The organism is Microbacterium meiriae (genome assembly GCF_040686935.1).
Lineage (GTDB): Bacteria > Actinomycetota > Actinomycetes > Actinomycetales > Microbacteriaceae > Microbacterium > Microbacterium meiriae.
The window spans coordinates 155,880-180,586 of the sequence record NZ_JBFBMF010000002.1; the positions used below are offsets into that span (position 1 = coordinate 155,880).

Consider the following 24,707-nt stretch of genomic DNA (forward strand, 5'->3'; position numbering starts at 1 on the left):
GTGCCTGAGTGTGGGTGGTGCCGCCCAGTCTACCGAGCGCACGGGAGGGGCGCTCGACCCGCGGGAGCGTCCGGCGCGGCACTGCGGCCGGCCCCTCCGACGCTGGGAGGATCGGAGCATGACACCGCCGTCGTCCTCGTCCTCCCGTCCCCGTCTCGCCGACCTCGGGGTCCCGTCCGGCGCCTTCGCGCGCGGCCCGGCGAACGCCATCACCGATGTCCCCGGCGTGCGGGTGGGGCACGCCACGCTGCACGGCGACGGTCTGCACACGGGAGTGACGGCCATCGTCCCCGACGCCCTCACCGCCGAGCGCCGCAGCCTTCCCGCGAACCTCTCGGTCGGCAACGGCTACGGCAAGCTCGTGGGTGCTACGCAGCTCCGCGAGCTCGGGGCTCTGGAGACGCCGATCCTGCTGACCTCGACGCTGTCCGTGTTCCGCGTCGCGGACGCTCTGCTCGGGCACCTGCTGACGACGCCGGCGCATGCGCGGACGACGACCCTGAACCCGGTGGTGGGCGAGACGAACGACGGATTCCTCTCCGACATCCGCCGGCGGGCCGTGGGCGAGGAAGAGGTGACGGCGGCCCTGGCCGCGGCGGCACCGGGTCCGGTCGCGGAGGGGTGCGTCGGTGCCGGCGCCGGAACCGTCGCCCTCGGCTACAAGGGCGGCATCGGCACGGCGTCCCGTCTGGTCGATGTCGCGAGGAGCGCGTCCACGGTCGGGGCTCTCGTGCAGACGAATTTCAGCGGCACGTTGCGGATCGCGGGGGTGCCGCTGCCCGCGGAGGAGCTGCTCGCCGAGGAGCCGGCACAGCCCGTCGGCAACTCGTGCATGATCGTCGTCGCGACGGATGCGCCCGTCGACGGCCGTCAGCTCGGCCGGGTGGCCCACCGCGCCGTGTTCGCGATGCGGGGCGTGGGCGCCGACTACGCACAGGGAAGCGGCGACTACGCGATCGCCTTTTCCGTGCACGACCCGGCGTCGGGCGGTCCTGCGGCGGATGACGACCTCTCGCCGCTCTTCGCCGCGACGATGGACGCTGTCGAGGAGGCGCTGATCAACTCGGTGCTCGCCGCGGAGACCACCGTGGGCCCCGAGGGGCGGACGGCGCACGCGGTGCCGATCGACCGGGTGCGGGAGCGTCTGGCTCGTGCCGGGGCCGTCTGACCCGCGTTCACAACTCAGGAGAAACCGGGTCGGCGGCGCCGCGGGAGCGGCGCGTCGTACCGACCGCCGCCGGAGGTCCTGAGTTGTGAACCGAGGTCAGTCGGCGAGCGCGGCCTGGATGCCCTCGCCGATGCGACGCATCGCGGCCAGCACCGGACCGCGTCCGTCGGCTCCTCTGTCCCAGTTGGCCAGCACGGCGTAGGCGATCCGGCGGCTGGGGGACATCGCGATCCCGGTGTCGGCGCGGACGCGGGAGATCGTGCCGGTCTTGTTCAGCAGCCAGACGCCGCGGTCGAAGCCCCAGTGCGCGAGCGGGTCGAGGTCGAACGCCGAGGCGACCATCGACAGGTCCATGCCCGCGCCCAGCCAGCGGCGCAGCGTGTCGGCCGAGGCGGGGGAGAGGTCGGTGCCGTCGGCGAGCCGCGACATGAAGCGCACGAGCTCCGCGGCGTTCGCGTGCGACAGCGTGCGGGGTGCACCGGGCGGGATCGGCCACCGCACGATGTCGTCGAGTGCGGAGGCGGTGTAGCCGAGCGCGCGGGTGTGCTCCTGCACGGTCGGGATGCCGATGACGCGACCCAGCGTGTTGGTCGCGGCGTTGTCGCTCACCGCTCCGATGAGAGCGGCCACGTCGTACAGCGACAGCTCGGATGCCTGGAGCAGGTACCAGAGACCGGAGTCCTCGATGGCCTCGACCGGCCGCCGGGTGACCCGGTCCTCGAGGGTGCGCGTGCCCGCGTCGACCTCGGTGAGGAGCCGGTGCAGGAGGAAGATCTTGCCGACGCTCGCGGTGTCCTGCACCGTCTCCGGGTCATGGCGCAGCAGCACCTCGCCCGAGTCGACGTCCTGGACGAGCACCGACCACACCGTGCCGTTCTCGTCGGGGAGCTCCACGTCGATCGTGCTCATGCGTCCTCCTCCTCTCGTGCGCGTCCGGTGACGTGCGCACGGATGAGCTCGCCGACGGCGCGCATGCCGTCGAGCACGGGCGCGCGGAGATCGGCCGCGGAGTCCTTCCAGTTCGCCGCCACCGCATACGCGACGGCGGCCCTCGGGCCCCGCAGCAGCCCGACGTCGACGCGGGCGAAGCTCACGCTGCCGGTCTTGTGGCGCAGCACCATGCCCTGATACTCCGCCTCGACGTGGGCGAGGGGGTCGAGGAGGAAGGCGTCTGCGGTCATCGACGTGTCGGTGTCGGCGGCGAGCCAGTCCAGCACCCGGGCGCTCACCGCGGGGGAGAACGCCTCGCCGGCCCCGAGCCGGCGCATCACGTCGGACAGCTCGGCCGCGGTGCCGAACGACGGCGTCCAGGGCAGGTCGGGGGAGCGCTCGTTGCGGATGTAGTCGTGCAGGGCGGTGTCGCGGTATCCGAGTGCCGGAGCGACGGCCCGCACCTCCTCCAGACCGCAGAGGTGGATCAGGGCGTTCGTGGCGAGGTTGTCGCTCACCGCCCCGACGAGGAGCGCCGCATCGTGGACCGTGATGCGCTGATCGTGCATGCGGTACAGCAGCCCGGAGTCCTCGACGCGGTGCTCGTCCGGGATCTCGATCCGGTCGTCGTCCGCGAGCGTGCCCGCCTCCAGCCGTCGAGCGACCTCGAGGAGCAGGAAGATCTTGCCGATGCTCGCGGTCTCGCACTGCGTGTGCGGCTCGTGCTCGGCCAGGGTCTCCCCGCTGCCGGCGTCGACGAGCCGGATCGACCAGGTGACACGGCGGTCGAGCGGCGGAAGAGCGATCATGGCCGTCCCACCGTGAGGCGGGGCTCGTCGCCGGTCGCGTCCAGCACCCCGTCCACACCGAGCGGGATGGTGAGGGCGTGCGGGTCGTGGCCGAAGCCCTGCTCCCACAGCACGGGGACGCCGGCGTCCTGGAACTCGTCCCGCATGAGCGCGTGGACCAGGTCGAGGTCGCCGCACTCATGCCAGGAGCCGAGCACGATGCCCGTCGCCTGCGCCAGACGGCCTGCCCGACGCAGCTGCGTCACGAACCCGTCGAGGCGGTACGGCTCCTCCGTGATGTCCTCCAGGAAAAGGATGCCGGGGGCGGGGACGTCCGCCTCCGGGGCGCCGAGTCCGGCGGCGAGCAGACTGAGGTTGCCGCCCGTGAAGCGTCCCTCGGCGCGACCAGCCGTCATGATCTCGGTCTTCGGGCCGATGAGCTCGCGTCCGCGCCATGGTTCGAAGAGCCAGCGCTGCACGTCGTCGCGCACCTGGTCCGAGTCGCGGAAGACGTTGTTCCCCGCCATCGGGCAGAAGAGCGTCGCGACGTCGAGATGCGCGCGCCACGTCTCGTGCAGGGCGGTCACATCGGACGAGCCCGTGAGGAGCTTGGGGCGCCCGTCCCGGCGCAGCGCCCCACGGCGCATGTCGGCCCAGTCGATGCCGTCGAGGAGCCGCAGGGCCCCGTAGCCGCCCCGGGCCGTGACGACGGCGTCCACCTCGGGATCGAGCCAGGCGTCGACGAGGTCGGCGCGGCGGAGCTCGTCCGGCCCCGCAAGGTACGACGCGCGCGGGTGCGGCGTGAGGACATGCTCTCCCACCCGGACCTTCAGGCCCCAGGACTCGTAGTAGCCGACGGCGCGCTGGGTGTTCTCCTCGTTACCGGGACCGGAGGGCGAGACGATCGCCACGGTGTCGCCGGGCTGCAGGGGCGCTGTGTCGAGATAGGGCGACACCGCCGCCTCCGTCCTGACGCTCATGCCGTCTTCTCCTCGATGCGCGGCGCCGCGGACAGCAGGTGCCTGGTGTACTCGTGCTGCGGGTTCAGCAGCACCTCTTCGGTGGGGCCGAGCTCGACGATCTGCCCGTGGTACATCACCGCGACGGTGTGGGCGATGTTCCAGGCGAGACCGAGGTCGTGCGTGATGACGAGGGCGGAGAGCCCGAGGCGGCGGCGCAGCTCCAGCAGGAGCCCGAGGATCTCCCCGCGCACGGACGCGTCGAGCGAGGCGACGGGCTCGTCCGCGATGAGCATCTGCGGCTGCACGGCGAGGGCCCCCGCGATGACGACGCGCTGCCTCTGCCCGCCGCTGAGCTCCTGCGGGATGGCGCCGAAGTAGCGCTCCGGCGGGGTGAGTTCCGCGTCGGCGAGGCTCTGCGCCACGCGTTCGCGCTCGTCGCCGGCGAAGCGCTGCACACGCAGCCCCTCGGCGACGGACTCGTACACGCTGTGCTTCGGGTTCAGCGCGGCCCACGGGTCCTGCAGCACGAGCTGCACCTGCGAGCGGAACCGCGCGAGGTCGCGTCCTTTCGACGGAAGGGGTGCGCCGTCGAAGCGGATCTGCGACCCCGGGTCGGCAGGCTGCAAGCCCATCAGCGCGCGGGCGAGGGTCGACTTGCCCGAGCCGGACTGGCCGACGAGCGCCACGATCTCGCCTGTGCGCACGGAGAGGTCGACGTCGCGGACCGCATGCACCGGGCGCCCGCCGGAGCGGTAGGTGACGTTGACGCCGCGGGCCTCCAGCAGCACCTCGTCGCCGTGCGTGATCTCCGGCACCTCGTCCGCGCCACGACCGTGCCGGGTCACCGGGGCCATCCGGGAGGCCGGGTCGCCGATCGTGGGGAAGGCGTCGGCGAGCTGACGTGTGTACGCCTCCTGCGGGCTGGTGCAGACCGCGTGGCTCTCGCCGACCTCGACGAGCTCCCCGTCGCGCATGATGGCGATCCGGTCGCAGGCCGTGGCGAGCACCGACAGGTCGTGGCTGATCATGAGCATCGAGATGCCGCGCTCCTCCACGAGACGCGAGATCATGTCGAGGATCTGCTTCTGCACGATCACGTCGAGCGCGGTGGTCGGCTCGTCCGCGATGATGACCTCGGGATCGCAGGCGAGGGCCATCGCGATCATCACGCGCTGCTTCTGGCCGCCGGAGAGCTCATGCGGGTACGACTCGCTCTTCTGCTGCGGCAGGTCGACGATGTCGAGCAGTTCGCGCACGCGTTCTCTGCGTGCCTTCTCGCCCTTCCAACGCTCCGAGGCGTGCAGCTCGAGCGCCTCCAGGAGCTGCCAGCCGACGGTGCGCACCGGGTTGAGCGAGTGCATCGCGCCCTGGAACACGATGGACGTCTGCGCCCAGCGCACGGCGCGCAGCTGCCCGAAGGACAACGAGGCGACATCCTCGTCGCCCAGCAGCACACGGCCGCTGAGACGGGCGTTGCGCGGCAGGAGCCGGAGAACGCTCATGGCGAGCGTGGACTTGCCGGAACCGGACTCGCCGGCGATGCCGAGGGTCTGCCCTGCCGGGAGGGTGAGCGAGACGTTGCGCACGGCCGCCACCTCGTCCCGACCGGACCGCCCGGAGGTGCGGTACGTGATGGAGACGTCGTCGAAGATCAGGTCGGGCATCTCAGCGGCTCCTCAGCGTCGGGTTGGTGATGTTCTCGACGGCACGGCCCATCAGGGTGAACGACAGCACGACGAGGACGATGGCGATGCCGGGCACGAGCACGTACCACCAGTAGCCGCTGGTCGCCGCGGAGACGTCCATCGCGTTCTTCAGGATCGAGCCCCAGGACTGCAGCGTGGTGTCGCCGAGGCCGAGGAACGCCAGGGTGGATTCGGAGATGATCGCCGAGCCGACCGTCAGCGTCGTGTTGGCGAGCACGAGCGGGAGCACCCCGGGCAGGAGGTGCTTCATGATGATGTGCCAGTGGCCCGCACCGAGAGCCCGGGAGCGCTCGATGTAGTCGCGCGACTCCACGGACAGGGTCTGCGCCCGGACGACGCGGGCGGTACCGGCCCACGAGGTCAGGCCGATCGCGATGATGATGGTCCAAACGCCGCGGCTCAGCACCGACGACAGCACGATCGCGAGGATCAGCGACGGCAGCACGAGGAAGAAGTCGATGATGCGCATCATCAGCCCGCCGAAGAAGCCGGTGAAGTGGCCCGCCGAGAGGCCGACGAGAGTGCCGATGATCATCGACATCGCCGTGGCGGCGAGGCCGACGAGCAGGGACACCCTGGCGCCCCACACCATGCGGACCCAGATCTCGCGACCCTGATGATCGGTGCCGAGGGGATGCTCCCAGGACGGCGGCGCGAAGCGCTGCACGTCGACGAGTTTCGTGACGTCGAGCATGTTGGCGGGGGCGATCACGGGGGCGAAGATCGCGATGAGGGCCACGATCAGGAGGAACACGAGGCCCACCATGCCCGCCCGGTGCTGGGCGAACTGCCGGCAGAAGTCGACGAACGCGGTGCCGCGGCGGTGCCACGCCAGAGCACGGGGTGAACGGATGGTCGGGGATGCTGTGGTCATGCGCGCCTCACCCTCGGGTCGAGCTGACGGTAGATGAGGTCCGCGATGAGGTTCATCGCGATGATGATCGTGGAGAACACCACGAAGGTGCCCTGCAGGAGCGGGAGGTCGGGTCCGGAGATGGCCTCGAAGGTCAGCTTCCCGAGCCCGGGCCAGGAGAACACCGTCTCCACCGTGACCGCCCCGGCGATGAGGCCGCCGATGTGCATGAAGACGAGCGTCACCGTCGGCAGCAGGGCGTTGGGGACGGCGTGCCGCCGGCGGACGAGGTCTTCCCTGAGGCCCTTGGCCCGCGCGGTCGTGAGGTAGTCGGCGCCCATCTCCTCGAGGAGCGAGCTGCGCATCACCATCAGATACTGCGCGTAGACGACCGCGACCATCGTGATGACCGGGAGCACCATGTGCGAGATCACGTCCAGGACCGCGCCGACCGGATCGGTGGGCGGGTTGGGGGAGACCATGCCTCCGGTCGGGAACCAGTGCAGCGTGCCGCCGAAGACCATCAGGAGCAGCAGCGCCAGCCAGAAGGTCGGTACCGACCAGAACACGAGCGAGGTGCCGGAGACGATGCGGTCGAAGGTGGAGCCGTGCTTCCAGGCCGCCTTCTGCCCGAGCCAGAGACCGAGCGCGATCGCGATGATCGCCGCCGTGCCGGTGAGGAGGATCGTGTTCCAGAAGTACTGGCCGATGAGCTCGGACACGGAGGTGCGGTAGACGTAGCTCGTGCCGAAGTTCAGGGTGAACACGTTGCCGAGGTAGTCGACGAACTGCTGCCACAGGGGCTTGTTCAGACCGAGCTGCTCGCGCAGCTGGTCGGCCTGCTCGGCGCTCATGCCGCGCTCACGGGCGATCGAGGCGACCGGATCGCCCGGCAGGATCTTGAAGGCGAAGAATCCGAGGAGGATCACCATCGCCAGGCTGATGGCCGCGCCGCCGAGCTTGACCAGGAAGTAGCGGAGGGCGCCGACGCCCTTCGGCTGCTCCTCGGCCGCGGCGCTCGTCGCGATGGCGGAGGTGGACGGGGGAACCGCGTTGGACATGGGGGTCTCCTTACAGCGGACCGGGAGACGCCGCGGGGGCGGGAGCCCGCCACCCGCGGCGTCTCGCCGGACTCATTCGACGTCGGCGATGTTGCGGCGACGGATCAGGAAGAAGATGAGTCCTCCGATCAGGACCACCCCCACCACGACGCCTCCGATGATGAGTCCGGTGTTCGTGCCGGTGCCGCCGGCGGTCGCCCCCTCGACGGGCTCGACGGTCAGGTAGCCCCAGTAGCCGGCCTGGTTGGCGATGATGCCGCCGTCCTTCGGCTGCAGGGTGAAGCCCGTGAAGCGGTCGGAGCGGTAGGCCTCCAGCGAGTTGGCGTACCAGGTCGCGACCTGCGCGGTGTCGGTGTAGTTCAGCGCGAGCATGTCGTGCACGATCTCCTGGCGCTTCTCCGGGTCGATCTCGGAGCGCTGCGCGGCGTACATCTCGTCGAACTCCGGGTTGCAGTACCCGTCCTGCGTGGTGCCGCCGGTGCCGTCGGTCGCGGTCGGCAGATTCATGCAGGTGTTGATGCCCAGCTGGTAGTCGGGGTCGGGATTGACCGACCAGCCGCTGAAGTACAGGTCGTAGTCGCCGGACGTGGCCTTCGCGCTGATCGTGTCGGAGTCGGTGGACTCGACCGCGATCTCGATCCCGATGTCCTTCATCCACGGGACGAAGAAGTCGGAGATGGACTGCTCGTTGGCATCGTCCGCATCCGTCAGCAGGCGCAGGCTCAGGCGCTGACCGTCCTTCTCGCGGATGCCGTCCGCGCCGGGAACCCAGCCGGCCTCGTCGAGCTTCGCCTGTGCGGCCTCGGGGTCGAAGCCGACGATCACGTCGTCGTCGTCGGAGAGGTGCCACTTCGGGAAGGACGCCGGGATGAAGCTCGTGGCGAGCGTGCCCTCGCCGTCCAGCACCTTGTCGAGCAGGGTGGCCGTGTCGGTGCCGAGGCGGATGGCCTGGCGGACCTCGAGCTCCTTCAGCGCGGCGTTGCCGGTGCCGTAGGGCACGTTGTCGCGCGTCTGCTGACCGACGTTGATGCTGATCGAGTGGTAGCGGCGGCCCTCGCCGGAGTGCGTGGTGACGCCGTCGACGCCGTCGAGCGCCGAGAACTGCGTCGGTGTGAGGCCGGTGACGAGGTCGACGTCGCCCGCCTTGAGCGCCTGCACCTGGGCGTCGGAGTTCGTGTAGTACACGTACTGGATCGCGTCGATCTTGGGGGCGCCGCGCCAGAAGTTCTCGTTCGCCTTCAGCACGATGGACTGGTTGGCCGAGTAGCTGTCGAGGACGAACGGGCCGGAGCCGACGACGTCGGCGTCGTTGGTGAAGGTGGTGGGGTCGTCGACCGCCTCCCAGATGTGCTTCGGGACGATCGGGATCTCCGAGCCGGGGTTCGGGGCCTGCGGCGTCTTCAGGGTGATCACGACGGTCTTGTCGTCGGGGGTCTCGACGGTGTCGAAGTTCGAGACGAGGTTGCCGTTGGCGGTGCCGAGGGCGGGGACCGTCATCATCTGGTCGTACGTGTACTTCACATCGGCGGAGGTGATGGGCTCACCGTCGGACCAGACGAGGTCGTCCTGGAGGGTGAAGGTCCACGTCTGGCCGCCGTCCGTCGCCTCCCAGGAGTCCGCGAGGCCCTTCGTGGGGGAGCCGTCCTCGGCGTCGTTCTGCACGAGCGACTCGTAGACGTACCGGATGATGTTCGTCGGCGTCAGATAGATCGAGATGAACGGGTTGAACGTGTCCACGAATCCGGAGGTGGCGATCCGGAGCGTCGTCTCGGACGCCGGGGACTCGGTGGCGGCGCTGGCGGACTGCGCCTGGGCGGCGCCGACCGGAGCGGCGAGGAGGAGCGCGGAGGCGATCGCGGCGGCGGTCAGACTTCGCACGGTTCTGGAGCGGGGGGCAAGACGCATGGAAGGTCCCTTCGGGCGCCGCCCGGATCCACAGTGAAGCCGGGTCGGTGCTGACCATGCAAGCGGAAGACGGCCGCCCGGTCAAGACATTCGATGCGTATCGCGGAAGAAAAGTGTCGCCACCCCGAAAGATCGCCGGCCGTCGAGGGGGTGTAACACAGCGGAAACACGCGGATGCCAGGATGCGCCCGGAGAGATCGCCGAGGCGGACGGTGGTCACACGTCCCAGACATCCGGAACGTATCCCGGGTCGGTTCCGCTCGGGCATGGGAATCGGAATCGTATCGTCACTCCGTCGGGATGGTGAGCACGGCGCGCAGGAGGGCGATGCGTTCGTGCAGGGAGGAACGCAGGAAGTGCTCGTCCACCGCGTGCGCGCCGCCACCCCGCGGGCCGAAGCCGTCGACCGTCGGGAGCCCGCGGCCGCCGAGGAGGTTGGTGTCGCCCGCGCCGGCCGCGGGGCGGCCGTCGACGTGCTGACCGAGCGCGGCCCCGGCCTCGGCGATCCGCTCGAGGAAGGTGGCGTCCGCCGCGGAGGCACGCCAGGCGGGTCGGGCGCTGAGCACGGCGACCTCGACGTGGGCGCCAGGGCGCACGGGGGTCAGACCGCGGAGAGCGGCGAGGACGCGCTCCTCGGAGTCCGGGTCGAGGAAGCGGAGTCCTATCTCGGCCGCGGCCTGCGCCGGCACCACGTTTGTGCGGGCCCCGCCGTCGATGACCCCGACGTTGCAGAGCACCGGGCTCGGCAGATCCGGGTCGGCGACGATCGCGCGGACCCGCAGGAGCTGGTCGACGAGTTCGTCGATCGCCGAGACGCCGTGCTCCGGGTCGAGCGCGGCGTGGGCCGCGCGTCCGGTGACGGCGATGCGCACCCGGGCACTGCCGCGGCGGCCGACCTTGAGGGCGCCGTCGGGATGCGGGGACTCGAACCCGATGGCGCAGGCCGCACCTCGAGCCCGCTCCGCGAGCAGAGGGCCCGAGACCGGCGAGCCGATCTCCTCATCCGCGACCAGCACGATCCGCACGGCCCGCCGCTGTGCGAGCGGCAGGGGCTGCAGGCGGCGCAGCGTCTCCAGCATCACGACGATGCCGGCTTTCATGTCGTAGGAGCCGGGGCCGCGCACGACATCGCCCTCGTCGCTCCATGGCAGGTCGTGCGCCAGCGTGCCGACCGGCCACACGGTGTCGGTGTGGCCGATGAGGAGCACCGGGTCTCCGGCGCCGGGGACGTCGATGACGAGATCCGTCCCGAGCTCGTGCGGGACCCGCTGGACGGTGCCGCCGACGCCGGCGAACCACGCGGACAGCAGGTCGGCGATACGGCCGCTCGCCTCGACGTCGCGGCTCGGCGTCTCGAGCAGCACGAGTTCGCGCACGAGTGCGATGATGTCGTCGGAAGGATGGTCCGCGTCGCGCACTGCCGAAGGAGTCGTCACGGTTACGAACCGTATCTTGCCCCTTGATCACCCCGCAACCCGCCGATAGCATCGCTCAGAGCAGCAGGACTTCTCGATCTTAGGAAACGTATCGTGCCTCTTTCTTCGGTGGCCGCCGGTGTCGCCCACGGCTGCCGCGAACTCACCCAGTACGCCGAGTTCCGTGAGGCCGCCGCGCTGTACGCCCGCGTCTTCGCCTACACGGAGAACGAGTACGCGCTCAACGCCAACCTGCTCACCGCCCTCGCCCGCAACGGTGGTTCCGCGGTCGGCGCCTTCGCCGACGACGGAACGCTGATCGGATTCGCCTACGGCTTCGCCGGCTGCGACACCGCCGGTGCGTCGTTCCACTATTCGCAGGCGGCGGCCGTCGACGCCGCGCACCAGGGGCGGGGCGTCGGCCAGGCACTCAAGTTCGCGCAGCGCGCGGTGGCTCTGCGCTGGGGGCAGCGGACGATGCGGTGGACGTTCGATCCGCTGCTCTCGCGCAACGCCCATTTCAACCTGAGCTCGCTAGGCGCCGTCGGCATCGCGTACGAACGGGACTACTACGCCCGTCCCGACACCGACCGCCTGGTGGTCTCCTGGGATCTGGACGCCGCCGATCACCCGACCCGCCGCACCCTCCCGGTCCCGCCTGAGCTCGGGCCGGACGACTGGGGGCGAGCCGTGGCGGCGGACGGCGGCACCTGGATCGCGATCCCGACCCGCCCCGGCGAGCTCGACGCCGAGGATCGTGCGGTGCTGCGGCGGGATCTGGAGCGGACGATGACTGCGGCGTTCCGCCGCGGGGACGTCCTCGTCGGGGCCGTGCGCCTCGACGACGACACGGCGGTCTACCGCGCGACACCCGGGGAGGGCACGGCATGAACGACCACGACCACGACCAGGAGGATCGCGACCTCGTCTCTCCGCGGGACCGCTACGGCGAGCGCATCCGTACCAACCTCTCCGCCGAGAGCATCCAGGCGCGGATCATCGAGACCGAGCAGCGCACGCTCGCCCAGACCTTCGAGGAGCTCAGCCGATCGGCCCAGGTCCCGCAGGCCGCCGCGCTGCTGCTCGGTGCCCGACGACGGTATGTGGCAGGCGAGGGCAAGGCGGCGGCGTACGCGCAACTGCTCAATGCGGATCTCTCGGCGACGCTGTCGAACGTGTTCCTCGTCGACGGGCACGCGCTGCAGCCGCTCACCGTGCTCACGGACGTGCGGGCCAGCGACGTGCTCATCGCGTTCTCCCTGCGGCGCTACCGCGAGGAGACCGTGCGGCTCGGGCGGCTCTTCCACGAGGCGGGCGGCCAGCTCGTCGTCATCACGGACAGTGAGGACGCCCCGCTCGCATCGATCGCGACCTCGCTCATCCGGGTGCGCACCGGATCCGCCTCGTATGCCGACTCCCCGACCCCGGTCGCGGCGGTGTGCCACCTGCTCAGTGCGCTCACCACGGCGAGCGCGAAGGGCGCGCGGAGGCGGCTGGCCGAACGGGACCGGCTGGTGGCACGGCTGGGTCTCTACGGCCCCGAGACGCCGCGCCCCCGCACCGAGGAGGACGCGTGAGGGTCGTCCGCGTCCGGCTGTTCGCCCTTCGACAGCCGCTGCGTCACAGCTTCGAGACGAGTTCGCACCGCAAGTCCGGCATCGAGCACGTGCTCGTCGAGGTCACCGATGCCGACGGGCAGACCGGCTGGGGGGAGATCGCGTCGCCGAGCGATCCGTTCTACGGCGCGGAGACCACGGTCACCGCGTGGGAGATCGCCACGCGCTACCTCGTGCCCGCGCTGCTCCGTGCGGACGGGGACGAGCCGGCGGCTCTGGAGGCGTCGTGGGCACGCGTCCGCGGGCATGAGTTCGCGAAGGCCGGGTTCTCCGGAGCGGTGTGGGACCTGTCCTCCCGGATGCGCGGGATCGCGCTCGCCGCGGCCCTGGGCGGGACGCGCGACGAGGTCGTCGCCGGGGTGTCGCTGGGGATCGAGCCGTCGCTCGACGAGCTGCTCGCCCAGGTCGAGCTGCAGCGCGCGGCCGGCTACCCGCGCGTCAAGCTCAAGATCGCTCCGGGGTGGGATGTGGAACCCGTGCGCGCGGTGCGCGGTGCCTTCCCCGACCTCGACCTCCACGTGGATGCGAACGGAGCCTACGCGGATGACGACCGGGCGGCCGAGGTGTTCAGGCGCCTGGACCGTGAGGCGCTCACCATGATCGAGCAGCCCTTCGCGCCGCGGGATCTCGTGGCCCACGCCGATCTGCAGGCGCGGCTCGACACGGACGTGTGCCTGGACGAGTCGGTCGTCGACCTCGGCGACCTGCGGACCATGATCCGGCTGGGTGCAGGGCGGGTCCTCAACATCAAGGTGTCGCGGATGGGCGGGCTGACCGTCGCCCGCGCCGCGCACGACGTGGCACGCGATGCGGGCATCCCGGTGTGGTGCGGGGGGATGCACGAGTTCGGCGTCGGGCGGGCCGCGAACGTCGCGCTGTCCTCGCTCCCGGGCTTCCTGCTCCCGTCGGACGTGTCGGGTTCGGACAAGTACTACGAGTCCGACATCATCGCCCCTCCGGTGACGGCCGTCGCGGGCCGGGTCACCGTCCCCACCGGACCGGGGATCGGACACGAGGTGCTCGCCGAGCGCATCGCCCGTGACGCGTCCCGTGTCTTCGACTCCTCCGCGGCCGAGGCCCCCGAGGCCGTCCTGACCGCGGGCTGACCGGCCCCCGAATCTGCGAGAGCGGAATCCCATGCGTGCATTGCTGCTGTACCGGCTCGATCTCGCCGACGAAGGCGAGGAGGACGGGATCCACCCGGTCGACCCGCGGGATCCGATCATCCGGGCGACCGACCTCGGCGTCACCCGCGGCGACGGCGTGTTCGAGACCGCCGTGGTGCGCGGGGGCAGGCCGCAGGCGCTGGACGCGCACCTCGCGCGGCTGGAGCGTTCGGCGCAGCTCCTGGGGCTGCCCGTGCCACGCCGCGAGCGGTGGGCACGGGCGGTGCGCCGCGCAGCCGTCGAGGTGTCCCGTCCCGGAGTGCTCCGCGAGGGGGAGATCGCCTCGATCAAGTTCGCGATGACCCGCGGGGACGAGATCGACCCGGCCGGACCGACGGGGTGGGTGCTGGGCTTCGCGGGAGAGGACCCGGAGGCCGTCCGCGCGCGGGGCGTCTCCGCGGTGGTGCTCGACCGTGGGTACCGGCACGACGTCATGGCGACGGCGCCCTGGCTGCTGCAGGGGGCGAAATCCCTCGCGTACGCCGTGAACCAGGCGGCGTTGCGGGAGGCGCGGAGCCGGGGCGCGGACGATGTCATCTTCGTCAGCGCCGACGGTTTCGTGCTCGAAGGGCCGCGGTCGACGCTGATCGCGCTGCTCGACGGGACGCTGGTCACGCCACCGCCCGAGCACGGGGTGCTCCCCGGGACGACCCAGGCCGACGTCTTCGCAGGACTCGCCGACATGCCCTCCCGCATCGGTCCGATGGTGCGGGACGATCTGGAGCGGGCGGAGACGCTGTGGCTCTGCTCCAGCACGCGCGGCGCCGTTCCCGTGCGGGAGCTGGACGGCGTCGCGCGCCGCGTGGACCCCGCTCTCACCGCGCGGATGAACGCGGTGCTGGATGGACGAGAGGACTGAGATGGTCGACGAGGACCTGCCGATCGATCGGGTGATCGACGGCCACAACGATCTCGCCTGGGCGAGCAGGACGCTGCTCGGCTACCGGGTCGCGGAGCTCGCCGGGTCGGTGGCGGCCACGCAGACCGACCTGCCGCGACTGACCGCGGGCGGTGTCGCCGGCCAGTTCTGGTCGGTGTGGGTCGATCCCGTGCTGGAGGGTGCGGAGCAGGTGGTGGCCACGCTCGAGCAGATCGACTTCGTGCGCCGGCTCGTCGACGCGCACCCGCAGCGCTTCGCGATCGCTCGGACGGCGGCCGACGTGCGTGCGGCGATGGCCGAGGGGCGGATCGCCTCGCTCATCGGCATCGAGGGCGGCGACCAGCTCGGCGGATCGCTGGCCGTGCTGCGGCAGTTCGCGCGTCTCGGCGCACGGTATCTCACCCTCACCTGGTCGCGGACGATCGCCTGGGCGGACTCCGCGACCGACGAGGCGCGCCACAGCGGTCTGACGGACTTCGGACGCGAGGTGGTGCGCGAGATGAACCGCATCGGTGTGCTCGTCGACCTCTCGCACGTCGCTCCGACGACGATGCGGCACGCGCTCGAGGTCACGACGCGCCCGGTGATGGTCAGCCACTCCGGCGCCTTCGCCCTGTGCGACCACCCCCGCAACGTGCCGGACGACGTGCTCGCCGCGATCGGCGGGCAGGGCGGCGTCGTGATGGTGCCGTTCGTGCCCACGTTCGTCTCGCAGGCCCGCCGCGACTGGTGGGAGGCCGGGGGAGAGGGAGAGGCCCCGCGCGTCGGTGTCGCCGACGTCGCCGATCACCTCGATCATGTGCGTCGCGTGGCCGGCGCGCATGCGGTCGGAATCGGTGCCGACTACGACGGCTCCGATGCGATGCCGGACGGTCTCGGCGACGTCTCGGGGTACCCGGCCCTGTTCGCCGAGCTGCGGCGTCGCGGCTGGTCGGAGGACGACCTCCGAGCGGCGGCCCACGAGAACGTCCTCCGCGTGCTGGAGGCCTCCGACCCCGACCACGAGGCCTTCCTCGCGGGCAGCGCAGGAGAGCCCGCCGCGGCCGCACTCGCGCCGGCGGTCGACACGACGATGCGGGAGGGGGCGCTGTGACCCCGCGCGTCCTCGTGATCGTGAACTCGGCGAGCTCCGGCCCGCGTCGCCTCGGCACCTGGCTGCGGGAGAAGGCGATCGACGTCGACGAGATCGTGGGAGCCGAGCAGCCGCTGCCCACCTCCCTGGACGGCTACGCAGGACTCGTGATGCTGGGCGGCGGGCTCATGCCGGACGACGATGACCGCGCGCCATGGCTCGCGGCAGAGCGGGCGCTCGCCGCGGAGGCCATCGACCGCGACCTCCCCACCCTCGGCATCTGCCTGGGCGGTCAGCTGCTCGCCCACGTGGCCGGCGGTGAGGTCGCCGAGAAGACCGGACCCATCGAACGCGGCGCGACCCCCATCCGTCCGACCCCGGCCGGACGCACGGACGCCGTCTTCGCGGCGCTGGGTGACGAGGCTCCGATGATCGAGAACCATCAGGACATGATCACGCGGCTCCCTCCCGCCGCGGTGCTGCTGGCGTCGAGCGCGGCCGTCGAGAACCAGGCCTTCCGTCTGGGGGCGCGGGTGCGCGGCGTGCAGTTCCACCCCGAGGCCTCCGCCGCCGACCTCGCGCGGTGGGACGACGCGGCGCTGCGGGGAGAGGGACGCTCGCTTCCCGCCCTCATCGCCGCCGCCGAGCGCGTGCACGACCACAACACCGCGGCCAGCCGCGCGCTCATCGAGGCCTTCGCCGACGAGGTGCGCGCCGAGGTCCCGGCGTGACGCCTGCGGATGCGGGTCTCCTCGTCACGACGGAGACCGCCGCAGAAGCTCTCCAGCACGGCCTGGACGGGCGCGCACGTCGTGCCGCCCCGGCCGCCATCGCCGCGGTGGCCGAACGGGGGCGCGTCCGCGCAGTGCTCACCCACGGCCATCCCCGCGCCGATGAGGCCCCGACGACGCGGGACACCGTCTTCCGCATCGCGTCGATGTCCAAGAGCTTCCTCGCCGCCACCGTGCTCTCGTTGCGCGACCGCGGTCTGCTCGACCTCCACGCGCCGATCCGCACCTACCTGCCCGATGTCCGACTGCGGCACCGCGGTGCCGACGTCGAGGTCACCGGCGACCTGCTGCTCTCCAACCGCTCGGGTCTAGGGGAGGACAACGCCTGGGTGGATCGGCACCTCGGCGCCTCCCGGGCCGAGATCGCCGCCCTGTTCGCGGGCGGGGTGCCTCTCGCGGCCGTGCCGGGAACCGTCTACCAGTACTCCAACCTCGGACAGTCGCTGCTCGGCCGCGTCGTGGAAGCGGTGACCGGGCAGACGGTGGAGGACGTGATCCGGGAGACCCTGCTCGAGCCCCTCGGGCTGCGCCGGACGGCACACGTGTCGGACGGCTTCGCGCCGGAGACGCTGGCCGGCGGGTTCCGGACGTTCGACGACGGCACCACGTTCCGCCCCGAGCCGTTCGTGGGGTCGGGCGCGCTCGGCTGCATCGGCAGCATGTTCAGCACCGTCGACGACATCGCGAGATGGATGTGGTTCCTCGGCTCGGCCTTCACCGACGACCCGCTGGCGCCCGACGTGCTGGCTCCGGCGTCGCGACGGGACCTGCAGCAGGCCCGCACCCCGATCCCGGTGCCGTCGGCGATGTTCGACGGGCGCGACCTTGCGGGGGCCGGCTACGGCTACGGCCTCTTCGTCGAGGACGACCGGCGGTTCGGGCGGATCGTGCAGCACTCCGGCGGTCTTCCCGGATTCTCGGCGCACATGCGCTGGCACGCGGCCAGCGGCATCGGCGTCGTCGCCTTCGGGAACTCCGACGAGTTCGGCGCCCGGCGGATCGCAGGCGCCGCGCTCCAGCAGCTGCTCGAACGGACGGACGCCCCCTCCGCCGTCCTGCACCCGTGGGCGGAGACGGTCGCCGCCGCGCAGGCTCTCGACGTCGCGATCCGCTCGGGACGGCCCGCCGCCACGTATCCGTTCCTCGCCGACCATGTGCTCGACGACATCCCGGCCGACGTCCGCGATGCCCGGCTGGCGGCACAGGTTCAGGAGATCGGCGGATTCCGCGCGGAGCAGGACCCGTTCCCCGATCGCGTGGTGGCCGCGGCGACGGAGGCCGAGCTGCGCTGGCGGATCGCGGGGAACCGCGGCGACCTCCTCGTCGACGTGCGGCTGGTCGGGCTGCCGGAGCCTCGCGTGCAGGGGCTCAGCGCGGCGGTCGTCGCGCCAGGGCAGACACGGGTCGAGGGGGAGCGAGCCGGAGCGACCGAGCGGCACCTGGTCGTCCTGCCGTCGCTCTGATACCGCGACCTGCACAGATCGACCGGGTCCAAAAAACCGCCCTAGGATGGAGGCATCCCGACCCGTCCGTTCTGAGGAATCCTCATGCCCGCCACCCCTGTGCGTCGCCTCCTTCCCCTCGCCGCGCTCGCCGCCGCCACCGCCCTGGTGCTGACCGCGTGCGCCGGCCCGTCCACGGAGAGCGACGGCGGTGAGCTCGTCTGGTCGATCGAGGGCGCGAACCTGTCCGCGGGGCACATGGACCCGCAGGTGAGCCAGCTCGACGTCTCCGGCATGGTGCAGCGCGCGGTGCTCGACTCCCTGGTGTTCCAGGAGGACGACGGCACGTTCAGCCCGTGGCTCGCGACGAGCTGGGACGTCTCGCCGGACAGCACGGAGTACACCTTCACGCTGCGCGACGACGTGACCTTCACGGACGGCGAGCCGTTCGATGCGGAGGCCGTCAAGGCGAACTTCGACCGGATCGTCGACCCGGAGACGGCGTCGGCGCAGGCATCGAGCATGCTCGGTGCGGACTTCTACGCCGGCACCGAGGTCGTCGACGACCACACGGTGAAGGTCTCGTTCACGCAGCCGTATGCGCCGTTCCTCCAGGCGGCCAGCACCCCGCAGCTCGGCTTCTACTCGCCGGCCGTGCTCGCCGAGTCGGCCGACAAGCTCAAAGCGGGCGGCCCCGACGTCACGGTCGGCACCGGGCCGTTCGTGCTCACCGAGTACACCGCCGACCAGGAGATCGTCTACACGCGCAACGACGACTACGCCTGGGGCCCGCACGAGGCGAAGGCCCCGGCGTTCGAGACGCTGCGCGTGCAGATCCAGCCGGAGGCGTCGGTCCGCACGGGAGTGATCGAGAGCGGCGAAGCCGACCTCGCCAGCAACATCCCGCCGAACCAGGTCGCCGGTCTCGACGACGCCGGCGTCACGGTCGACTCGGTGGAGTACCCGGGACTGCCCTACTCGCTCTACCTGAACGAGAAGTACGGCGTCTTCGCCGACGAGAAGGTGCGGCAGGCGTTCGCCCGCGGCATCGACGTCGACGCGGCGGTCGAGGAGATCTACTTCGGGCAGTTCCCGCGGGCGTGGAGCGTCCTCGGCAGCACGACCCCGGGCTACGACGCGTCGCTGGAGGACTCCTGGCCGTTCGATCAGGACGCCGCGAACGCCCTGCTCGACGAGGCCGGCTGGACGGAGCGCGACGCGGACGGCATCCGCATGAAGGACGGCGAGCGCCTGTCCGTGCGGTGGATCGCCTGGACCCCGGTCCCGGATGACCGCGCGGCGCTGGCCAACGCGATCCAGTCGGACCTCAAGGCCATCGGCTTCGAGGTGGAGCGCGAGGAGCTGGAGCCCGGCGCCTACAACGCACAGTACGAGCCGAAGACGTTCGACCTCACCGACTGGGGCTTCTCCGGCGTGGACGCCGACTTCCTCCGTGCGCACCTGCACACCGACGGCTTCCAGAACGCCTCGCAGGTGAGCGATCCGGAGATCGACGCGCTCCTGGAAGAGGCCGTCGCGTCGAGTGATCAGGACGCCCGCAACGAGCTATACACGCAGCTGCAGCAGTGGAACGCGGAGTACACGGCCATCGTCCCGCTCTACAGCCCCTCGGCGATCACGGCGGTCGGCGAGCGCGTGCAGGGTCTGGACTACGACCTCTACGGGCGGCCGCTCTTCTACGATGTGAGCCTCGGCTGACATCCGGCGGCCGTCGTTTCGAGGGAGCGGGCGGAGTGATCGAACCGTGAAGGCGGTGCTCGGCCGCGCCCTCGGGCTCGTGGCCTCGGTGGTCATCGTGCTGTGGGGGGCCGCGACCGTCGCATTCCTGGCCTTCCGGGTGATCCCCGGCGACCCGGTCTCGGTGATGCTGGGCCCGCAGGCGCAGGTGAGTGAGGCCGTCAAGGACGGCATCCGCGCCGACCTCGGCCTCGACCGTCCGCCGTTGGAGCAGTATGTCGGCTTCATCGGGCAGCTCGCCCGCGGCGACCTCGGCGAGTCGTACCAGCTGCGGCTTCCGGTGTCGGAGGTCATCGGACGGCAGCTCGGGGCGACCGTGCAGCTGTCCGCCCTCGCCCTGGTGATCGCCGTCGTGCTCGCTCTCGCGGTCGCCCTCTTCGTGCGGGGCCGTGTCGGGCGCACCATCGCCGCCGGCGTCGAGCTCGTGGTGCTCTCCTCGCCGGTGTTCTGGATCGGGCTGCTGCTGCTCAGCGTCTTCGCGTTCGGACTGGGGTGGTTCCCCGTCTCGGGCACCCGCAACCCGGCGACCACCGTGCTGCCGGCGATCACGCTCGCCCTCCCGGTGGCGGCGCTGCTGAGCCAGGTGCTGCGCGACGGGTTGATGCAGGCGGAGCGGATGCCGTTCGCGGAGACGGTCCGCGCGCGTGGCGCGGGGCCGACCTGGTTCACGCTGCGGCACGGGGTGCGGCACGGCGCCGCGTCGGCGGTCACCCTCGCGGCCTATCTCACCGGCTCGGTGCTCGGCGGCGCGGTTCTCGTCGAGACCGTGTTCGCCCGCCCCGGCCTGGGGCGGGTGACCCTCGCCGCCATCAACGACCGGGATCTCCCGGTCCTCACCGGCATCATCCTGCTGAGCGCTCTCGTCTTCGTCGTCATCAACGTGGTGGTGGAGCTCGTGCACCCGCTGATCGACCCGCGCGTCGCCGCGCCCCGGTCGGGAGGCGCCGTATGAGTCGGGGGCAGCGGCTCCTGCTCGGGGCCGCCGCAGCCGTGCTGGCCGTGATCGCCGTCGCCGCCCTGTGGCCGGGACTGCTCGCCACGCACGATCCGTTGCAGACCGAGGTGCGGGCCGCGCTGCTGCCGCCGAGTGCCGAGCATCTCTTCGGTACCGACCAGAGCGGCCGTGACGTGTACTCCCGCGTAGTGTTCGGCGCGGGGCGCTCGGTCGGGATCGGGGTGCTCGCCACCGCGATCGCCCTCGCCGCCGGCCTGCTCGTGGGGGCGCTCGCCGGCATGTCTCCGCGCGGTGTCGACGTCACGCTCATGCGCATCAACGACGTCCTCATGGCGTTCCCCGAGTTCCTGGTGGCGCTCGTCGTGGTGGCCGTGCTGGGACCGGGGCCGGTGAACATCGCGATCGCGGTGACCCTGGCGGCCGCGCCCGTGTACGTGCGGCTCGCCCGCGTGCAGACCAGGACGCTGCGCGTGGCCGAGCACGTCGAGGCCGCCCGCATCCTGGGCGTACCGCCGCTGCGGGCTTTCCGCCGCCACGTCGTGCCCGGGGTGCTGGGATCGCTGAGCGTGCTGGCGACCATCGGCATCGGATCGAGCATCCTCGCCGCCGCCGGACTGAGCTTCCTGGGTCTCGGGCCGTCCGAGCCGACCCCTGAGTGGGGCCTCATGCTCGCCGGCGGTCGCAATGTGCTCGGACAGGGGTGGTGGGTGTCGGTCTTCCCCGGTCTCGCGATCACACTGACGGTGGTGTGTGCGACCGTGATCGGACGGATCCTCCGAGCTCGGGCGGACGGGAGGGACGCATGAGTGCGGCGCTGGAGGTCGAGGAGCTGCGGATCGCTTTCGCGGGGACTCCCGTCGTGGAGGGCGTGTCGTTCGCTGTGGAGGCCGGCGAGTGCGTCGCGATCGTGGGGGAGTCGGGGGCCGGGAAGTCGCTCTCGGCCCGCGCTCTGCTCGCCCTCACTCCGCCGGCAGCCGATGTCGCCGTCGACCGACTCCGCATCGACGGGGTGGACGCCGCCGCCCTGACCGAGCGCGGCTGGCGGCGGATACGAGGGACCGGGATCGGCCTCGTCTCCCAGGACGCGCTGGTGTCGCTGGACCCGCTGCGGCGGATCGCGGACGAGATCGCGGAGCCGCTGCGGCTGCACCGCCTCGCGCGCGGCCGGGCGGTCGTCGCCGCGCGCGTCCGGGACCTCCTCGCGCGGGTCTGGATGCCCGACCCCGACCGCCGTGCACGGCAGCGTCCGCAGGAGCTCTCCGGAGGGTTGCGGCAGCGCGCACTCATCGCCTCGGCGCTGGCCGGGAACCCCGCCGTGCTCGTCGCGGATGAGCCCACCACGGCCCTGGATGCGACGGTGCAGGCCCGCATCCTCGTGCTCCTGCGGGAGATCGTCGACGACGGCACCGCCGTGGTCTTCATCAGTCACGATTTCGCCGCCGTGCGGCGGGTGGCGGACCGGGTGCTCGTGATGAAGGACGGCCGGATCGTGGAATCCGGGCCGGTCACGGAGGTGCTCGCTGCCCCGCAGCACCCCTACACGCAGCAGCTCATCGCGGCGACGATGCACGAGCCGCGGGAGGAGCGCACGGCGTCCCCTGGGGTCATGCTCGTCGCGGAGGGAGTGTCCAAGGCGTTCGGCGGGGTGCCGGCCGTCGTCGACGCGTCGTTCACGGTGCCCACCGGCCGGACGCTGGGCATCGTCGGCGAGTCCGGGTCGGGCAAGACGACCCTCGCACGGATGATGGTGGGCGTCGAGACCCCGACCTCCGGAGAGCTGCGCTGGGCCGGGGCGCCGCGGGTGCAGCTGGTGCATCAGAACCCGCTCGGGGCGTTCGACCCGCGCTGGACGGTCGGGCGGTCGCTGGAGGAGGCGCTGGAGGCGGGAGGCGTGCCGCGCGGCGCGCGTCGATCACGGGTGCGTGCGCTGCTCGCCGAGGTCGGGCTCGAGGAGAGTCTGGCGGTACGACGACCGGCGGCGCTGTCGGGCGGGCAGCGGCAGCGGGCGGCTCTGGCCCGAGCGCTGGCCGCCGACCCGGACGTGCTGGTGCTGGACGAGCCCGTCTCCGCCCTCGACCCGTCGGTGCGGGAGCGGGTGCTCCGGCTCCTCGCACGGGTGCAGGAGGAACGGCGGCTGACGATGGTCTTCGTCTCGCACGACCTCGATGTCGTCGGCGCGGTCGCGGACGACGTCCTGGTCATGCAGGACGGCCGGATCGTGGAGCAGGGGCGCACGGCTGAGGTGTTCGCCGCCCCGCAGCATCCGTTCACCCGGGAGCTGCTCGCCGCGAGCGGCCCCGTCAGTCCGTGACGACGATCCCGAGTCCCGCTGCCATCACCGGCGCGAGCTGCTGCACCTGCAGGGACGAGAGGGTCGCGCCGCGGAGGCTCTGGACGTCGAGGTAGGAGAGCGCGTCGAGGCCGCGGAGATCGAGGTCTTTCGCGCGCAGGCCCCGGGGGTCGACCTCGTCGCTGCGCGTGGCCTGGAACCGGACGCGCGTGAGTTCCGACTGCGGGATGTCGATCGTGCGGACGGCGCATCCCACGACATCGACGTCCTCGGCGCGGGCGGCACCCAGGTTGAGATAGTCGATGCGCACGTCCCGCAGTTCGAGCTCCGCCACGCGGGCGTCGCTGAGGTCGAGGGTCCCGATGCGGCCGCCCGTGATCCGGAGCCGACGGATGCTCGCGTTCCGCATCCGGAGCGACGCGATGCGCGGGTCGGGGAGGTCGACGTCGAGGAGCGTGGCCCCGGTGAGGTCGATGCCGTCGGCGTCAGCCTGCACCGCGCACTGCTCGAGCGTGGCGTAGGAGAGATCGACGGTGCCGGTCAGTTCCAGCGCGGCGGCGAGGAGATCGGCGCGGCGGGCGGCCACGCGAGGCTCCAGCACCGGTGGCAGGTCGGGCGCGGAGACTCGGGGTGCACTCGGGGACTTCGGCATCCTCCGAGGCTATGTCCTCCCTCCGACACCCCCGCTCCTGCGTGCTTCCCGCTCCGGTACGACGTCGCAGATCCTCGCTGCCTCGCACTCTCCCTCGCAGCCCCTGCGACGGGAGTCCCGATCTGCGACCTCGCCCCGGCCTTGCCTCGCCCCTGCCTCGGCTCCGGGGCTCTGGGACTCATCCTGTAGGAGCTCGCTGATCTGCGCTGTGTCGCAGGTTCTCCGCGGGAACGTCCGACATGGGCGCGAATCTGCGACGTCGGGCGGCGCAAGGGAGGAGAGGGACTCAGGCTGCACAGGAGGGGGAGTGGGGGAGTTGTGCACAGGGCATGGGAGGAGCTGGCCGAGGCAGGGAACGAGGGAGGGGGCCGGAAGCAGTATCAGGGGCATGAACGGGATGAGGCGGGCGCGGCTGCTGCAGGCGATGCGCGAGGTCGACGGAGTCGCGAGGGTCGAGCGGCTCCGGGAACGCGGGGTCAGCCGGTACGACCTCGAGACGGCGGTGGCGGAGCGGATCATCCACCGGGTGCGGGTCGGGTGGGTGGCGCTGCCCGATGCGGATCCGCTTCGGGTGACCGCGGCGCAGCACGGTGTTCTGATGACCTGCGTGACGCAGGCGCGGCGCCTCGGGATCTGGGTGCACGACGAGAGACCGCTCCTTCACCTGGCCGCCAGCCCGGGCAGCAGGGGCGGGAAGCCACCGGAGGCGCGCGTGCACTGGGCTCGGCCCCTGGTCCCGCGACATCCTGATGCCCTGGAGGACCCGATCGAGAACGTGCTGAGCCTGGTGTCCGCGTGCGAGCCGTACGAACAGGCGCTCGCGACCTGGGAGTCGGCATTGAACAAGGGGCTCGTCGATCGAGAGAGGCTGCTCCGCCTCCCGTGGGGACCGCGCGGGCGGCGGCTCCTGGCCGAGGCGTTGCCGTTCGCGGATGCGGGACTCGAGACCTACCTGCGCGTGCGACTGCGCTGGCTCCGTCTCCCGCTGCGCTTCCAGACGTGGATCGCCGGGCATCGGGTGGACGTCCTGATCGGCGAGCGGCTCGTGCTGCAGATCGACGGCGGCACCCATGTCGGAGCCCAGCGCGACCAGGACAACCGTCACGATGCGGAGCTGAAGCTACGCGGCTTCCACGTCATCCGTCTCGGCTATCACCAGGTGATGGACGAGTGGCCCGCGGTGCAGGACCTCATCATGCGCGCCGTCGCCCAGGGACTGCATCGTGCCCGCACGGCGTGATGTCGCAGATTCCGCCCCTGGTCGCAGGGATGGCTCCGGTTCCTGCGACGTCGAAGA

General features: G+C 71.6%; 22 protein-coding genes. 13 read left to right on the top strand and 9 right to left on the bottom strand.

The annotated features are described in order from the left end of the window. The first annotated feature begins 118 nt into the window (after positions 1–118). Positions 119–1,168 carry a P1 family peptidase gene (locus tag AB0P08_RS06105; RefSeq protein WP_363588791.1) on the top strand — a complete coding sequence of 350 codons (1,050 nt, stop codon included), beginning with the start codon at positions 119–121 and terminating at the stop codon, positions 1,166–1,168. Positions 1,169–1,264: 96 nt separating this feature from the next. Here AB0P08_RS06105 and AB0P08_RS06110 read toward each other — a convergent pair whose 3' ends face one another. From AB0P08_RS06110 to AB0P08_RS06145, 8 genes are all read right to left on the bottom strand, one after another. Continuing rightward, positions 1,265–2,077 carry a serine hydrolase gene (locus AB0P08_RS06110; protein WP_280564040.1) on the bottom strand — a complete coding sequence of 271 codons (813 nt, stop codon included), beginning with the start codon at positions 2,075–2,077 and terminating at the stop codon, positions 1,265–1,267. Next, a complete protein-coding gene (locus AB0P08_RS06115) occupies positions 2,074–2,907 on the bottom strand; it encodes a serine hydrolase (RefSeq protein ID WP_363588793.1) in 834 nt (277 codons plus the stop codon). Before AB0P08_RS06115 ends, AB0P08_RS06110 begins: the two co-directional genes overlap by 4 nt. Then, entirely contained in the window at positions 2,904–3,866 is a 963-nt protein-coding gene (locus tag AB0P08_RS06120; RefSeq protein WP_363588795.1) for a S66 peptidase family protein, read from the bottom strand. The genes AB0P08_RS06115 and AB0P08_RS06120 overlap by 4 nt, the downstream gene beginning before the upstream one ends. Continuing rightward, positions 3,863–5,512 carry an ATP-binding cassette domain-containing protein gene (locus AB0P08_RS06125; RefSeq protein WP_363588797.1) on the bottom strand — a complete coding sequence of 550 codons (1,650 nt, stop codon included), beginning with the start codon at positions 5,510–5,512 and terminating at the stop codon, positions 3,863–3,865. The genes AB0P08_RS06120 and AB0P08_RS06125 overlap by 4 nt, the downstream gene beginning before the upstream one ends. Position 5,513: 1 nt before the next feature. Continuing rightward, entirely contained in the window at positions 5,514–6,428 is a 915-nt protein-coding gene (locus tag AB0P08_RS06130; protein ID WP_363588799.1) for an ABC transporter permease, read from the bottom strand. Beyond that, positions 6,425–7,468 (bottom strand): ABC transporter permease, encoded by a 1,044-nt coding sequence (locus AB0P08_RS06135; protein ID WP_363588801.1) that lies wholly within the window; start codon positions 7,466–7,468, stop codon positions 6,425–6,427. Before AB0P08_RS06135 ends, AB0P08_RS06130 begins: the two co-directional genes overlap by 4 nt. 72 nt (positions 7,469–7,540) lie before the next feature. Next, the gene (locus AB0P08_RS06140; RefSeq protein ID WP_363588803.1) at positions 7,541–9,346 is read right to left on the bottom strand and encodes an ABC transporter substrate-binding protein; all 1,806 of its coding nucleotides are present in this window, start codon (positions 9,344–9,346) and stop codon (positions 7,541–7,543) included. A gap of 314 nt (positions 9,347–9,660) precedes the next feature. Beyond that, complete coding sequence (locus AB0P08_RS06145) at positions 9,661–10,809, bottom strand: M20 family metallopeptidase (protein WP_363588805.1); 1,149 nt, start codon at positions 10,807–10,809, stop codon at positions 9,661–9,663. A gap of 93 nt (positions 10,810–10,902) precedes the next feature. Between AB0P08_RS06145 and AB0P08_RS06150 the strand changes: the two genes are divergently transcribed. From AB0P08_RS06150 to AB0P08_RS06200, 11 genes are all read left to right on the top strand, one after another. Further along, positions 10,903–11,679, top strand: a complete 777-nt coding sequence (locus AB0P08_RS06150) for a hypothetical protein (RefSeq protein WP_259954569.1) — start codon at positions 10,903–10,905, stop codon at positions 11,677–11,679. Further along, complete coding sequence (locus AB0P08_RS06155; RefSeq protein WP_259954571.1) at positions 11,676–12,365, top strand: MurR/RpiR family transcriptional regulator; 690 nt, start codon at positions 11,676–11,678, stop codon at positions 12,363–12,365. Before AB0P08_RS06150 ends, AB0P08_RS06155 begins: the two co-directional genes overlap by 4 nt. Further along, complete coding sequence (menC, locus tag AB0P08_RS06160) at positions 12,362–13,510, top strand: o-succinylbenzoate synthase (protein ID WP_363588807.1); 1,149 nt, start codon at positions 12,362–12,364, stop codon at positions 13,508–13,510. Before AB0P08_RS06155 ends, menC begins: the two co-directional genes overlap by 4 nt. A gap of 31 nt (positions 13,511–13,541) precedes the next feature. Further along, entirely contained in the window at positions 13,542–14,429 is an 888-nt protein-coding gene (locus AB0P08_RS06165; protein WP_363588809.1) for an aminotransferase class IV, read from the top strand. After that, positions 14,413–15,543 carry a dipeptidase gene (locus AB0P08_RS06170; protein WP_363588811.1) on the top strand — a complete coding sequence of 377 codons (1,131 nt, stop codon included), beginning with the start codon at positions 14,413–14,415 and terminating at the stop codon, positions 15,541–15,543. The genes AB0P08_RS06165 and AB0P08_RS06170 overlap by 17 nt, the downstream gene beginning before the upstream one ends. Continuing rightward, the gene (locus AB0P08_RS06175; protein WP_363588813.1) at positions 15,540–16,253 is read left to right on the top strand and encodes a type 1 glutamine amidotransferase; all 714 of its coding nucleotides are present in this window, start codon (positions 15,540–15,542) and stop codon (positions 16,251–16,253) included. The genes AB0P08_RS06170 and AB0P08_RS06175 overlap by 4 nt, the downstream gene beginning before the upstream one ends. Then, positions 16,250–17,776 carry a serine hydrolase domain-containing protein gene (locus AB0P08_RS06180; RefSeq protein ID WP_363588815.1) on the top strand — a complete coding sequence of 509 codons (1,527 nt, stop codon included), beginning with the start codon at positions 16,250–16,252 and terminating at the stop codon, positions 17,774–17,776. Before AB0P08_RS06175 ends, AB0P08_RS06180 begins: the two co-directional genes overlap by 4 nt. An 84-nt stretch (positions 17,777–17,860) precedes the next feature. Next, positions 17,861–19,474, top strand: a complete 1,614-nt coding sequence (locus AB0P08_RS06185) for an ABC transporter substrate-binding protein (RefSeq protein WP_187661712.1) — start codon at positions 17,861–17,863, stop codon at positions 19,472–19,474. Between the two features lie 46 nt (positions 19,475–19,520). After that, positions 19,521–20,465, top strand: coding sequence for an ABC transporter permease (locus AB0P08_RS06190; protein ID WP_363588817.1), 945 nt, complete (start codon positions 19,521–19,523; stop codon positions 20,463–20,465). Beyond that, positions 20,462–21,274 carry an ABC transporter permease gene (locus AB0P08_RS06195; RefSeq protein WP_363588819.1) on the top strand — a complete coding sequence of 271 codons (813 nt, stop codon included), beginning with the start codon at positions 20,462–20,464 and terminating at the stop codon, positions 21,272–21,274. Before AB0P08_RS06190 ends, AB0P08_RS06195 begins: the two co-directional genes overlap by 4 nt. Next, entirely contained in the window at positions 21,271–22,779 is a 1,509-nt protein-coding gene (locus AB0P08_RS06200) for an ATP-binding cassette domain-containing protein (RefSeq protein WP_363588821.1), read from the top strand. The genes AB0P08_RS06195 and AB0P08_RS06200 overlap by 4 nt, the downstream gene beginning before the upstream one ends. On the opposite strand, the gene AB0P08_RS06205 is transcribed toward AB0P08_RS06200, so the two are convergent. Then, complete coding sequence (locus tag AB0P08_RS06205; protein WP_363588823.1) at positions 22,769–23,410, bottom strand: pentapeptide repeat-containing protein; 642 nt, start codon at positions 23,408–23,410, stop codon at positions 22,769–22,771. The genes AB0P08_RS06200 and AB0P08_RS06205 overlap by 11 nt on opposite strands. Positions 23,411–23,798: 388 nt before the next feature. Here AB0P08_RS06205 and AB0P08_RS06210 point away from each other — a divergent pair, with 388 nt between their 5' ends. Further along, a complete protein-coding gene (locus AB0P08_RS06210) occupies positions 23,799–24,650 on the top strand; it encodes an endonuclease domain-containing protein (protein WP_363588825.1) in 852 nt (283 codons plus the stop codon). Positions 24,651–24,707: the final 57 nt, after the last annotated feature.

What these genes read in the sequence shown, in the direction of transcription:
- AB0P08_RS06105 (WP_363588791.1), top strand. Translation starts at nt 119, where the DNA reads ATGACACCGCCGTCGTCCTCGTCCTCCCGTCCCCGTCTCGCCGACCTC.
- AB0P08_RS06110 (WP_280564040.1), bottom strand. Translation starts at nt 2,077, where the DNA reads ATGAGCACGATCGACGTGGAGCTCCCCGACGAGAACGGCACGGTGTGG.
- AB0P08_RS06115 (WP_363588793.1), bottom strand. Translation starts at nt 2,907, where the DNA reads ATGATCGCTCTTCCGCCGCTCGACCGCCGTGTCACCTGGTCGATCCGG.
- AB0P08_RS06120 (WP_363588795.1), bottom strand. Translation starts at nt 3,866, where the DNA reads ATGAGCGTCAGGACGGAGGCGGCGGTGTCGCCCTATCTCGACACAGCG.
- AB0P08_RS06125 (WP_363588797.1), bottom strand. Translation starts at nt 5,512, where the DNA reads ATGCCCGACCTGATCTTCGACGACGTCTCCATCACGTACCGCACCTCC.
- AB0P08_RS06130 (WP_363588799.1), bottom strand. Translation starts at nt 6,428, where the DNA reads ATGACCACAGCATCCCCGACCATCCGTTCACCCCGTGCTCTGGCGTGG.
- AB0P08_RS06135 (WP_363588801.1), bottom strand. Translation starts at nt 7,468, where the DNA reads ATGTCCAACGCGGTTCCCCCGTCCACCTCCGCCATCGCGACGAGCGCC.
- AB0P08_RS06155 (WP_259954571.1), top strand. Translation starts at nt 11,676, where the DNA reads ATGAACGACCACGACCACGACCAGGAGGATCGCGACCTCGTCTCTCCG.
- AB0P08_RS06165 (WP_363588809.1), top strand. Translation starts at nt 13,542, where the DNA reads ATGCGTGCATTGCTGCTGTACCGGCTCGATCTCGCCGACGAAGGCGAG.
- AB0P08_RS06170 (WP_363588811.1), top strand. Translation starts at nt 14,413, where the DNA reads ATGGACGAGAGGACTGAGATGGTCGACGAGGACCTGCCGATCGATCGG.
- AB0P08_RS06185 (WP_187661712.1), top strand. Translation starts at nt 17,861, where the DNA reads ATGCCCGCCACCCCTGTGCGTCGCCTCCTTCCCCTCGCCGCGCTCGCC.
- AB0P08_RS06195 (WP_363588819.1), top strand. Translation starts at nt 20,462, where the DNA reads ATGAGTCGGGGGCAGCGGCTCCTGCTCGGGGCCGCCGCAGCCGTGCTG.
- AB0P08_RS06200 (WP_363588821.1), top strand. Translation starts at nt 21,271, where the DNA reads ATGAGTGCGGCGCTGGAGGTCGAGGAGCTGCGGATCGCTTTCGCGGGG.
- AB0P08_RS06205 (WP_363588823.1), bottom strand. Translation starts at nt 23,410, where the DNA reads ATGCCGAAGTCCCCGAGTGCACCCCGAGTCTCCGCGCCCGACCTGCCA.
- AB0P08_RS06210 (WP_363588825.1), top strand. Translation starts at nt 23,799, where the DNA reads ATGAACGGGATGAGGCGGGCGCGGCTGCTGCAGGCGATGCGCGAGGTC.